The sequence below is a fragment of the Burkholderia sp. MSMB1072 genome, from assembly GCF_001524725.1.
In the GTDB taxonomy this organism is placed as follows: domain Bacteria; phylum Pseudomonadota; class Gammaproteobacteria; order Burkholderiales; family Burkholderiaceae; genus Burkholderia.
The window spans coordinates 249,316-261,504 of record NZ_LOYC01000010.1; the positions used below are offsets into that span (position 1 = coordinate 249,316).

The 12,189-nt window shown below is 70.2% G+C and carries 11 protein-coding genes; 9 read left to right on the forward strand and 2 right to left on the reverse strand.

What is annotated here, in order from left to right; genetic code table 11:
• Positions 1-3 precede the first annotated feature (3 nt).
• The 6 genes from cobN to WS89_RS06200 all read left to right on the forward strand — a co-directional run bounded on the left by cobN (position 4) and on the right by WS89_RS06200 (position 7,106).
• Positions 4-3,813, forward strand: coding sequence for a cobaltochelatase subunit CobN (gene cobN / locus WS89_RS06175; protein WP_059789879.1), 3,810 nt, complete (start codon positions 4-6; stop codon positions 3,811-3,813).
• A complete protein-coding gene (locus tag WS89_RS06180; RefSeq protein WP_059789882.1) occupies positions 3,810-4,901 on the forward strand; it encodes an ATP-binding protein in 1,092 nt (363 codons plus the stop codon). Before cobN ends, WS89_RS06180 begins: the two co-directional genes overlap by 4 nt.
• 68 nt (positions 4,902-4,969) lie before the next feature.
• The gene (locus tag WS89_RS06185; RefSeq protein ID WP_059789884.1) at positions 4,970-5,602 is read left to right on the forward strand and encodes a vWA domain-containing protein; all 633 of its coding nucleotides are present in this window, start codon (positions 4,970-4,972) and stop codon (positions 5,600-5,602) included.
• A gap of 37 nt (positions 5,603-5,639) precedes the next feature.
• Positions 5,640-6,092 (forward strand): YaiI/YqxD family protein, encoded by a 453-nt coding sequence (locus WS89_RS06190; RefSeq protein ID WP_059789886.1) that lies wholly within the window; start codon positions 5,640-5,642, stop codon positions 6,090-6,092.
• A gap of 25 nt (positions 6,093-6,117) precedes the next feature.
• A complete protein-coding gene (locus WS89_RS06195) occupies positions 6,118-6,750 on the forward strand; it encodes a DUF1993 domain-containing protein (RefSeq protein WP_059498927.1) in 633 nt (210 codons plus the stop codon).
• A gap of 29 nt (positions 6,751-6,779) precedes the next feature.
• A complete protein-coding gene (locus WS89_RS06200) occupies positions 6,780-7,106 on the forward strand; it encodes a low molecular weight protein tyrosine phosphatase family protein (RefSeq protein ID WP_059789888.1) in 327 nt (108 codons plus the stop codon).
• Positions 7,107-7,139: 33 nt separating this feature from the next.
• On the opposite strand, the gene WS89_RS06205 is transcribed toward WS89_RS06200, so the two are convergent.
• Both WS89_RS06205 and WS89_RS06210 read right to left on the reverse strand, forming a co-directional pair.
• Positions 7,140-7,562: an NUDIX hydrolase gene (locus tag WS89_RS06205; RefSeq protein ID WP_059498926.1), complete on the reverse strand. Its 423-nt coding sequence runs from the start codon at positions 7,560-7,562 to the stop codon at positions 7,140-7,142.
• Positions 7,563-7,713: 151 nt separating this feature from the next.
• On the reverse strand, positions 7,714-7,974 hold the full coding sequence (locus WS89_RS06210; protein WP_059789890.1) for a hypothetical protein: 261 nt from the start codon (positions 7,972-7,974) through the stop codon (positions 7,714-7,716).
• Positions 7,975-8,251: 277 nt separating this feature from the next.
• Here WS89_RS06210 and WS89_RS06215 point away from each other — a divergent pair, with 277 nt between their 5' ends.
• The 3 genes from WS89_RS06215 to WS89_RS06225 all read left to right on the forward strand — a co-directional run bounded on the left by WS89_RS06215 (position 8,252) and on the right by WS89_RS06225 (position 12,156).
• A complete protein-coding gene (locus tag WS89_RS06215) occupies positions 8,252-9,427 on the forward strand; it encodes a CaiB/BaiF CoA transferase family protein (protein ID WP_059498924.1) in 1,176 nt (391 codons plus the stop codon).
• A 133-nt stretch (positions 9,428-9,560) separates the two neighbouring features.
• The gene (locus WS89_RS06220) at positions 9,561-10,862 is read left to right on the forward strand and encodes a CitMHS family transporter (RefSeq protein ID WP_059789962.1); all 1,302 of its coding nucleotides are present in this window, start codon (positions 9,561-9,563) and stop codon (positions 10,860-10,862) included.
• Between the two features lie 127 nt (positions 10,863-10,989).
• Positions 10,990-12,156 carry an acyl-CoA dehydrogenase family protein gene (locus tag WS89_RS06225; protein ID WP_059498922.1) on the forward strand — a complete coding sequence of 389 codons (1,167 nt, stop codon included), beginning with the start codon at positions 10,990-10,992 and terminating at the stop codon, positions 12,154-12,156.
• Positions 12,157-12,189 lie beyond the last annotated feature (33 nt).

Genomic DNA, 12,189 nt, shown 5'->3' on the forward strand with positions numbered 1-12,189 from the left:
ACGATGCATCTGCTGCGCACCACGCCGGGCGGCTTCGTCGACGATACGCAGGGCGTCGTCCGGATCGACCAGCAGCCGGCCGACATCGTGATCCTGAGCTCGGCCGACACGACGCTGTCGTTGCTCGCGAGTGTCGTGCCGCACTTGCCCGCCGGGTTCCCGAGCGTGCGGCTCGCGAACGTCACGTTCCTGCGGCAGCCGGCGTCGGTCGATTTCTACGTCGACGACGTGCTGCGTCACGCGAAGACGGTCGTGATCGATCACCTCGGCGGCGAAGCGTACTGGCCGTACGGGATCGAACAGGCGGTGTCGCTCGCGTCGAAGAGCGGGCAACGGCTCGCGATGTTCTCGGGCGACCTGCAGGAAGACCCGAACCTCGTCGCGAAGAGCACGGTCGGGGCCGACCTGTGCCGGCTATGGTGGCGCTATCTGCGCGAAGGCGGCGTGCACAACGCCGACGCGCTGTTGCGCAGCATCGCGTTTCACACGCTCGGGTTCGGCGACGAGCCCGAACCGCCACGCCCGCTGCCGGCCGCCGCGCTGTATCACCCGGCGCGCGATCGCGCGAGCGTCGACGACTGGCGGCCGCGCTGGACACCCGGCGCGCCCGTCGTCGCGATCCTGTTCTATCGCGCGCACTGGCAAGCCGCGAACACGGCCGTGTTCGATGCGCTGGCCGACGCGCTGATCGACGCAGGGCTGAATCCGTTGCCGATCGCGGTGACGTCGCTGAAGGATGCGGTGAGCCGCGAGGTCATCGCGCAACTCTGCGACACGCACGGCGTCGCACTCGTCTTGAACACGACCGCGTTCGCGGCCGGCGCGATCGACAGCCCAGAACACGACGTGCTCGCCGGCGACGCGCCGGTGCTGCAAGTGATCCTGTCCGGCGGCAATCGCGACGCGTGGGTGGCCGACAACCAGGGCCTGCACGCACGCGACATCGCGATGCATGTCGCGCTGCCCGAAGTCGACGGGCGCATCGTCACGCGCGCGGTGAGCTTCAAGGGGCTCGCGTATCGCTGCCCGCATACCGAGGTCGACGTCGTGCGCTACCAGCCGGATGCCGAGCGGATCGCGTTCGTCGCGGCGCTCGCGCGCGGCTGGTGCCGGCTGCGCACGCTGGACAATGCCGACAAGCGCATCGCGCTGATTCTCGCGAACTATCCGCAAAGCGAAGGGCGCATCGGCAACGGCGTCGGGCTCGACACGCCGGCATCCGCGCTGCGCGTGCTCGCGGCGCTGCGCGACGCGGGCTATACGGTGGCCGATCTGCCGCCCGACGGCGACGCGCTGATCGCGCGGCTCACCGAAGGCGTGACCAACGACACGGCCGTGCATGCGCTGCGCCCGGCGTTCCAGAGCTTCCCGCTGGCCGACTACGTCGCGCATTTCGCGCGGCTGCCGGCGGCCGTGCGCGACGCGCTGAACGCGCGCTGGGGGCCGCCTGAAGCCGACCCGACGCTGCGGCAAGGGCGTTTCACGATCGCCGGCTGGCGCGCGGGCAACGTGTTCGTCGGCATCCAGCCGTCACGCTCGCGCGACGACCACGACTACGCGAGCTACCACGATGCGGAGCTCGTGCCGCCGCATGCATATCTCGCGTTCTATTTCTGGCTGCGCGATGCGTATCGCGTCGACGCGGTCATCCATCTCGGCAAGCACGGCAATCTCGAATGGCTGCCGGGCAAGAGCGTCGCGCTGTCCGACGCGTGCTGGCCCGACCTGACGCTCGGGCCGCTGCCGCACCTGTATCCGTTCATCGTCAACGATCCGGGCGAGGGCAGCCAGGCGAAGCGCCGCACACAGGCCGTGATCGTCGATCACCTGATGCCGCCGCTCACGCGCGCGGAAAACTACGGCCCGCTGCAGGATCTCGAACGGCAGGTCGACGAATACTACGAAGCGCTGATGGTCGATGCGCGGCGCGCGAAGCTGTTGCGCAAGTCGATCCTCGCGACGATCGCCGAGCATCGGCTGCACGACGAGCTGAGCGTGTCGCCGCCGCGCGACGCGGGCGACGAGGATGCGCTGCTCACGCGGGTCGACGCATGGCTGTGCGAGTTGAAGGAAGCGCAGATTCGCGACGGGTTGCACGTGTTCGGCGCGTCGCCGATCGAGCGCCAGCGGCGCGACACGCTGCTCGCGCTCGCCCGTTTTCCGGTCGGCGACGGCAAGGGCGAACGCGCCGGGCTGATCGGCGCACTCGCGCGCGATCTCGCGCTCGGCGACGATTTCGACCCGCTCGCGGCCGACTGGGCCGCGCCGTGGACGGGGCCGCGGCCGACCGTCCTGCAGGCGCTCGATGCGTCGCCGTGGCGTCATGCGGGCGATACGCGCGAGCGGCTCGAACGGCTTGCGCAGCATTGGCTCGACGCCGTGTGCGGAGCCGCTTCAGACGGACCCCGCATCGACATTCCGCCGCCCGGCGCATGGCCGCATGCGCTCGCGGTGATCGAGCGCGTGCGCACGATGCTGCTACCCGCGCTCGACGCCTGCGGCGGCGAGGAAATGCGTCAGTTGCTGCGCGGGCTCGACGGCCGTTTCGTGCCGCCGGGGCCGAGCGGCTCGCCGTCGCGCGGCCGTCCCGACGTGCTGCCGACCGGCCGCAACTTCTACTCGGTCGATACGCGCGCGGTGCCGACGCAGGCGGCGTGGTCGCTCGGCCTGAAATCCGCGCAGCAATTGATCGAGCGCCATCTGCAGGATCATGGCGACTATCCGCGCGCGATCGGGCTGTCGGTGTGGGGGACGGCCACGATGCGCACCGGCGGCGACGACATCGCGCAGGCGTTCGCGCTGATCGGCGTGCGGCCGAAATGGGCGCACGGCAGCCATCGCGTGACCGACTTCGAGATCCTGCCGATCGAGATATTCGACCGGCCGCGCATCGACGTGACGCTGCGCGTGTCGGGTTTCTTCCGCGACGCGTTCCCGAACCTGATGCACCTGTTCGACGCGGCCGTGCAGGCCGTCGCCGCGCTCGACGAGCCCGAGGCGCTGAACCCGATCCGCGCGCGCATCGAGCGTGAACGCGCGAAATGGATCGCGCAGGGCGTGGCGCACGACGAAGCGCGGCGCCGCGCCGGCTGGCGCGTATTCGGCGCGCGACCGGGCAGCTACGGCGCGGGCCTGCAGGACCTGATCGACCGGCGCCGCTGGCAGACCGACGCCGATCTCGCAGACGCCTACCGTCGATGGGGCGGCCATGCGTACGCGCAGAGCAGCGCAGGCGACGCGGCGGCCGACGTGTTCGGCGAACGGCTGGCGACGATCGACGTCGTCGTGCAGAACCAGGACAGTCGCGAGCACGACATCCTCGATTCGAACGACTACTACCAGTTCCAGGGCGGGATGACGGCGGCGGTGCGGCACCTGTCCGGGCAACAGCCGAGCATCTACCACGGCGACCATGCGAACCCGGTCGCGCCGAAGATGCGCACGCTGCGCGAGGAAATCGCGCGCGTGATCCGCTCGCGCGTCGTCAACCCGAAATGGCTCGACGGCGTGAAGCGTCACGGCTACAAGGGCGCGGCCGAGCTGGCCGCGACCGTCGACTATCTGTACGGCTATGACGCGACCGCACGCGTGCTGTCCGATCACCAGTACGCGCTCGTCGCCGACGCGTACCTGTTCGACGACGCTACCCGCGCGTTCCTCGAGCGGCACAACCCGAAGGCGCTGCACGGGATCTGCGAACGCTTCGTCGAGGCGATACAGCGCGGGTTGTGGCAGCAGCCGGGCAACTATCGCGAGCGGATCGAAGCGGTCTGGCTCGCGAGCGAACAACTTCAGGAAGGGGGGCGGCGATGACCGATCCGACGACGCACCGCGCCCGCGCGGTTTTTCCGTTTGCGGCGCTCGTCGCGCAGGACGCGTTGCAGCAGGCGCTGCTGCTTGCCGCGATCGACCCGTCGCTCGGCGGCGTGCTCGTCAGCGGGCCGCGCGGCACCGCCAAGTCGACTGCCGCGCGCGGCCTCGCGGAGCTGTTGCCGGAAGGGCAGTTCGTCACGCTGCCGTTGTCGGCGAGCGACGAGCAGGTGACGGGCACGCTCGATCTCGCGCATGCGCTGGCCGAAAACGGCGTGCGCTTCCGGCCGGGCCTGCTGGCTCGCGCGCATCTCGGCGTGCTGTATGTCGACGAAGTGAACCTGCTCGCCGACGGGCTCGTCGATACGCTGCTCGACGTCGCCGCGAGCGGCGTGAACATCGTCGAGCGCGATGGCGTGTCGCACTCGCACGACGCGCGCTTCGTGCTGGTCGGCACGATGAATCCCGAGGAGGGCGAGCTGCGCCCGCAGTTGCTCGACCGCTTCGGGCTGATGGTCGAACTGGAGAACTGCTTCGACGCCGCCCAGCGTGAGCGGATCGTGAAGGCGCGACTCGCGTTCGATCTCGATCCCAACGCGTTTCGCGCGCGTCACGCGTCCGCTCAGCGGAAACTCGCGGACCGGATTCGCGCGGCGCGCGCCCGGTTGCCGGCGCTGGATTTCGACGATGCGGTCCATGCGCGCGTCAGCGCGCTGTGCATCGACGCGGCCGTCGACGGGCTGCGTGCCGATCTCGTGATGCTGCGCGCCGCGCGTGCGCTGGCCGCGCTGGAACGGGCCGGCGCGGTGGCGGTGTCGCACGTGGAGCGCGTGGCCGAGGCCGTGCTGCGGCACCGGCGCCATGCGGGGCCGCAGTCGTCGCAGCAATCGTCGTACCAGTCGTCGCAGCACGATGGCGAACGCGACGGTCGCGCGCCGCCGGACCCGCGCCCCGACGACCGGCCGCGCGAAACGGACGACCCGACGGCCGGCGTGTCGGCACCGCAGGCCGACTGGGGCTACCTGCCGCCCGAACCGGCCGGGCTGCGCGACGTGAAAAGCGTGGTGCCGCTGCCGCTAAAAAAACGCTGAGCCATCGAGCCGGCGCCGCCGCGAACGCGATTCGCGGTCCTCGATGGCAGTCAGGCGCCGCCGCGCGCGTGCCGGGCACGGTGCGCGCCGGCGCGGCCATCGCCTGGCCGGCGACGCTCGCCGCGAAACGCGGCGGCCCGCTGCATCGCGATCATCTGCGCTACGGGAAACGTGCGGGCACGCCGCACGCGCTGCATTGCTTCGTGCTCGACTGTTCGGCGTCGATGCTGTCGCACGAACGGCTCGCGCTCGCGAAGGGGCTGATCGTCGCGTATTTCGATCAGGCCGCGCGCGCGCGTGTCGAAACCGCGCTGGTCTGCTTCGGCGGCAACGGCGCCGTGCGGCGCTTCGGCCCGGCCGTGCCGCGCTGGTGGAATGCGCGCTGGCTCGAGCCGGTCGACGGCGGCGGCGGTACGCCGCTCGCGGACGGCATCGCGGCCGCCGCGCAGTTGCTCGCCCGCGCGGCGCGGCGCGAGCCCGGCAAAGCGCGCTGGCTATGGGTGTTGTCCGACGGGCGCACGCGCGACACGCCGGCCAGACCCGCGGCGGCCGATCACGTCGTGTTCGTCGACTTCGACGATGCGGCCGTGCGGATCGGGCAGGGTGCGCGGCTCGCCGCGTCGTGGGGCGCGCAGCGGGTGACGGCCGACGCGCTTCGCACCGATCTCGGCGGCCGATGGCCGGCCGGCGGTGCGCTATGATCGCCGCTTCTGCTTCTGCCCACCGGAAACCTCCACCATGCAAGTACTGGTCGATGCCGACGCGTGTCCCGCCGTCATCAAGGACATGCTGTTTCGCGCCGCGCGTCGCGCCGAGATCTGCGTGACGCTGGTCGCGAACCAGTTTCTGCGCACGCCGCCGTCGCCGTTCATCAAGGCCGTGCAGGTGCCGGCCGGCTTCGACGTGGCCGATGCGCGCATTGTCGAGCTGGCCGAACCCGGCGACCTCGTGATCACGGCCGACATCCCGCTGGCCGCCGCCGTGCTCGACAAGGGCGCACACGCGCTCGACCCGCGCGGCAACTGGTTCAGCCGCGAGAACATCGAGGAACGCCTGTCGACGCGCGCGATGATGGACCAGTTGCGCAGCGCGGGCATCGACACGGGCGGGCCGGCGCCGTTCAGCGCGCGCGACGGCAAGGCGTTTGCGTCGCAGCTCGACCGGTTCCTGGCGCGGCACGGCAAGCCGTGACGGCACACGGCGCGCCCGACCAAGGATGCAGGTTTGCGCCGACGCTGCTATCGTGTGGCGCGAACCCCAGCACAGGAGCGCACGCGTGTCACCGACCCAACTTCTCGTTCCGACCTACATCCAGATGCTGCGTGCGCAGTCCGCGTGGCTCGACAAGGCCGTCGCGCACCGGCAGTCCGCCGGCGACGAACCCGACGCGGCGATGACGCTGAGGCTGGCGCCCGACATGTATCCGCTCGCCGCCCAGGTGCGCTTCTCGTGTTTCCAGGCGATGGAGCCGGTCCACCGGCTGCGCGGCGAACCGCTGCCGGCGGCGTTGCTCGCGTTGCGCGAGGCGGGCTGGAACGCCGATGCGCAACCCGGTTCGCCGGCCGATGCGCAGGCGATCATCGCCGGCACGCTCGCCTTTCTCGGCGAACTCGCGCCGGATGCGCTCGATGGCGGCGCAGCGCTGCCGATCACGCTCGAACTGCCGAACGGGATCGCGTTCGACATGACGGGCGAACAGTACGTGCGCGACTGGGCGCTGCCGCAGTTCTACTTCCACGCGATCGCTGCGTACGCGATCCTGCGCCATCACGGCGTCGAGCTCGGCAAGGCCGATTACGTGCCGCACATGCTTGCGTACGTGCGGCCGGGCACGATTCCGCAGGGCTGAGCCGGCCTTTCGGGCGGCCGCGAAGCGACATGACACGGGCACTGTTCATCTGCAGCCGCAACCGGCTACGCAGCCCGACGGCCGAAGCGGTGTTCGCCGCGTGGCCCGGCATCGAAACCGACTCCGCGGGCCTCGCGCCCGACGCGGACGTACGGCTGTCCGCCGAGCAACTCGACTGGGCAGACATCGTGTTCGTGATGGAGCGCGCGCACAAGGCGCGACTGTCGGCGCAATTCGGTGCGCATCTGAAGCACCGGAAGATCGTCTGCCTCGACATCCCCGACCGCTACGCGTTCATGCAACCCGCACTCGTCGCGCTGCTCGAACGCAAGGCCGGTCCGTTCCTGCGCGCGTAATCGCCGCGGTCGGAGCCCGACCCGGCATCGGCCTCAGCGAAGCGGCCCGCTCGCGAGCGCAGAGAAACAGTCGAGCCGCAGCAACTCGATGATCTTGCGCGTCGGCACGCTGGCTCGCAGCGTATCGAGCCGGTCGACGGTAAACCACTTGCAGCGGGCGATCTCGTTGCTCGCGCGCGGCGTCAGGTGCGCCGGCACGTCGGCCACGAACACGTGATGCAGCTTCGTCAGCCCGCCGAACTGCACCGCGTAGTCGAGCGCGAGCCCCTCCAGCCGCGTTTCCTCCGCGAGTTCCCGCTGCGCGGCTTCGAGCGGCGTCTCGCCGCGCCGGATCGTGCCGCCCGGTAGCGACCAGCGCGCCGCGGTGCGCGCGACCAGCAGCACGCTGCTGCGCTGGCGGCACACGATCGTGGCGCGTTCCTTGTTGACGGCGAGGGTATCCGGCCCGGTGCTCATGTTCTGGCAAAACAGGTGCTGAATCGTGGAGGAAAGGCACGTCGGCTGCGCAGGGTCCGGCAGCAGGCGGCGACGGCATGCAAGCCGCCGCGCCGATGTTACCGGCCGTTCGTGACAATCGCGTGCACCGCGGTCGCGCCACGGACGCCAGTCACGCGTGCGTGTAGATCCCGCCGCGCGCCGGCTTCGCGCCGCGCGAATGGCGGCGCTTGTGAACCGCACGCCGATGATGAGGCGACGGCGCGGCGACGTGCCGGCGTGCGGGCGCGGGCCGGGCCGCCGGCGCGGCAGCGTGCGGCGCCGCGCCCGGCATGCCGGCTTGTCCTTCGCCGAAGTGGAAAGTCTGGTTTTGCGCGTGCGCGACGCCCAGCGTCGACGCCAGCACGAAGGCCGCCAGCCACAACCGTTTCATGAATGTTCCGCCTTGTATGGGGGGGATGAATGTCGCCCGCCAGCTTAGCCAACGGCGGGGCGCGACCGCAACCGGCGCGCGTTCGGTGCCGTTCCACCTCGTGCACGCCGACGTCGTCCGCGCGGCAGCCGGGTCCATCCGGGCTTGACAACATAATTCGTGGGTGTGAATATAAATTCACATACAAGAATTATTCGTCGAATCCGGAGCAACCGCGCTGCACGCGCCGGGACGCCGGAACCGGCAGTCCGATCAACCGGAACCAGGAGCGAGACGCATGGCGGAACACGAGCAGCAGGGCGCGCTGGCGGGATTGCGCATCATCGATCTGTCGCGGGTGCTGGGCGGTCCGTACGCGACCCAGATCCTCGCCGATCACGGCGCGGAGGTGATCAAGGTCGAACCGCCGTCCGGCGACGAAACGCGCACGTGGGGCCCGCCGTTCGACGGCGACACCGCGTCGTACTTTCTCGGCGTGAATCGCAACAAGCTCGGTATCGCGCTCGACCTGACGCAGCCGGCCGATCGCGAGCGGCTGCTCGGGCTGCTCGAACATGCGGACGCGCTGGTCGAGAACTTCAAGATCGGCACGATGGAGCGCTGGGGGCTCGGGTTCGACGCCCTGCATGCGCGGTTTCCGCGCCTCGTCCATTGCCGCGTGTCGGGTTTCGGCGCGGACGGCCCGCTGGGCGGGCTGCCGGGCTACGACGCGGCCGTGCAGGCGCTCGCGGGGCTGATGAGCGTCAACGGCGAAGCCGGCGGCGCGCCGCTGCGCGTCGGCGTGCCGATCGTCGATCTCGTCACGGGGCTGAACGCGGCGCTCGGCGTGCTGATGGCGCTGCGCGAGCGCGACGCCAGCGGCCGCGGCCAGTTCGTCGAATCGACGCTGTTCGACTGCGCGCTGTCGATCCTTCATCCGCATACGCCGAACTTCTTCCATTCCGGCAAGGCGCCCGTGCGCACCGGCAACGCGCATCCGAACATCACGCCGTACGACAGCTTTCCGACGGCGGGCGTCGACATCTTCCTGGCGGTCGGCAACAACGGGCAGTTCGCCGCGCTGTGCGACGTGCTCGGCACGCGCGACTGGCTCGACGATCCGCGCTTCGCGGACAACCGCGCGCGCAGTCAGCATCGCACCGCGCTGCGCACGCTGCTCGAAACGGCGCTGGCCGCGCACGACGGCGCCGCGCTCGCCGAGCAACTGATGCGTCGCGGCGTGCCGTGCGCGCCCGTGCTCGGGCTCGATGCGGCGCTCGACCACCCGCATGTCGCGCATCGGCGGATGAAGATCGAGCTGGGCCGGCATCGCGGCATCGCGTCGCCGATCAAGCTCGGCCGCACGCCGGCCACGTACCGGCGTCCGCCGCCCGCGCTGAACGAACATGCGGCGCAGGTTTTTGCGGACGACGAAGGCAACGACAACGGCAACGCCGACGACCGCCGGCGCTGACCGGCATCGCGGCCGCCAGCCGTGCGGTACCGCGGTGCACGGCCGCGCGCCGCGCGCACCGTCATTCGGACATCACGCCGGCCCGCGCGTCGACACGCACCGACATGCGCACCGGCAGAAGAGGAGACGCATCATGCTCGCATGGATCGGCGCGGTCGCCATCGTCGCGCTGTTCGGCCTGATCATCACGAAGCGGCTGTCGCCGCTCGTCGCGCTGATCGTCGTGCCGGTGGCCGCGTCGCTCGCGGCAGGTTTCGGGCTGCAGACCGGCAAGTTCGTCGTGCACGGCGTACAGAACATCGGCCCGATCGCCGGGATGTTCGTTTTTGCGATTCTTTTTTTCGGCATCCTTACCGATGCGGGGATGCTCGACCCGATCATCGCCGGCGTGCTGCGCGTGATCGGCTGCCATCCGCCGCGCATCGTGATGGGCTCGGCGCTGCTCGCGCTGCTGATCCATCTCGACGGCTCCGGCGCGGTCACGTTTCTCGTCACGCTGCCCGCGATGATGCCGCTCTATACGCGGCTCGGGATGGATCGCCGCATCCTCGCGTGCGTCGCGTCGATGGCGGCCGGCGTCAACTTCCTGCCGTGGGTCGGGCCGATGCTGCGCGCGTCGGCGGCGCTGCACATTCCCGGCTCGGCGATTTTCACGCCGATGATTCCGGTGCAGATCGTGGGGCTCGCGTTCGTGTTCGGCACCGCCTGGGTGCTCGGCCTGCGCGAGGCGAAACGGCTCGGGCTCGACCGCGCCGGCGCGGCGTCGCTCGCGATCGCGCCGCGCGAGCTGACCGACGCCGAACGCGCGTTGCGCCGGCCGCGGCGATTCGGGATCAACGTCGCGTTGACGCTCGTCGTGCTCGTCACGCTCGTGTCGGGCATCGTCGACCCGATGGTGATGTTCATGCTCGGCACGGTCGCCGCGCTCGTGATCAATTACCCGGACGTCCAGGCGCAGCGCGAGCGGATCGACGCGCATGCGAAGGCCGCGCTGATGATGGCGAGCGTGCTGCTCGCGGCCGGTGCGTTCACCGGGATCATGTCCGGCACCGGGATGCTGAAGGCGATGGCCGAGGTCGTCGTCGCGCACGTGCCCATCGAGCATGCGCACCACATGCCGTTCGTGCTCGGGCTGCTGTCGATGCCGCTCAGCCTGCTGTTCGATCCCGATTCGTTCTACTTCGGCGTGCTGCCCGTGCTCGCGGAAAGCGGCAAGCTGCTCGGCGTGCCGCCGATCCAGATGGCGCAAGCCGCGTTGCTCGGCCAGATGACGACGGGCTTTCCGGTGAGCCCGCTTACGCCCGCGACGTTCCTGATCGTCGGCCTGACCGGCGTCGAGCTCGCCGAGCACCAGAAATTCACGATTCCGTTCCTGTTCGCCGCCACCGTGCTGATGGTATTCGCCGCGGTCGCGACGGGCGTGTTTCCGTTATGACCGTGCGCGTTGCCCCGACGCCGCGTGCCGGCCGCCCGAAGGCGTTTTTCGTCGGCGCGACGGCCGGGGCGGCCCGGTGTCGTCGCGAAAGCGGCGCGGCCGTTCACGTTTTCCTGGAGAGCAAACCATGCAGTTCGACCTGACCGACGACCAGCGCGCGATCGAAAGCGCGATCGAGAAAATCTGCGAGCGCTTCGGCGACGACTACTGGCTCGAACGCGATCGCGCGGGCGGGTTTCCGGCCGATTTCCATGCGGCGCTCGCCGACGCCGGCTGGCTCGGCATCGCGATGGATCCCGCCTACGGCGGCGCCGGGCTCGGGATGACCGAGGCAGCGCTGATGATGCGCACGATCAGCGCATCGGGCGCCGGCCTGTCCGGCGCGTCGGCCGTCCACATGAACATCTTCGGGCTGAACCCGGTGCAGGTGTTCGGCAACGATGCGCAGAAGGCGCGCTTCCTGCCGCCGCTGATCGCCGGGCGCGACAAGGCGTGCTTCGCGGTGACCGAGCCCGACGCGGGCCTCGACACCACGCACCTGAGCACGCAGGCGCGCCGCGACGGCGATCACTACGTGCTGAGCGGACGCAAGATCTGGATCTCGACCGCGCAGGTGGCGAACAAGATGCTGATCATCGCGCGCACGACGCCGCTCGACCAGGTCGCGAAGCCGACCGACGGGCTGAGCCTGTTCTATACCGACCTCGACCGTTCGCGCGTCGAGGTGCGCGAAATCGAGAAGATGGGCCGCAAGGCGGTCGATTCGAACATGCTGTTCATCGACAACCTGCGCGTGTCGCGCGACGACCTGATCGGCAACGAAGGCGACGGCTTCCGCTATCTGCTGCACGGCCTGAACCCCGAACGGATCCTGATCGCCGCCGAGGCGATCGGGCTCGGGCAGGCCGCGCTGCGCCGCGCGACGCAGTATGCGTGCGAGCGCGTCGTGTTCGGCCGGCCGATCGGGCAGAACCAGTCGATCCAGCACCCGCTCGCGCAGGCGTGGATGCAGCTCGAGGCCGCATGGCTGATGGTGATGAAGGCCGCGACGCGCTACGACGCGGGCCAGTCGTGCGGCGCGGAGGCCAACGCGGCGAAATACCTCGGCGCGGAAGCCGCGTTCCAGGCCTGTCAGACGGCGATCGCGACGCACGGCGGGATGGGGTATGCGAAGGAATACCATGTCGAGCGCTACCTGCGCGAGTGTATGATTCCGAGGCTCGCGCCCGTGAGCCCTCAACTGATCCTGTGCTACATCGCGGAGAAGGTGCTCGGGCTGCCGAAGTCGTACTGACCGTACCGACCCGGCGGCTCGCCCGGCGCGCGG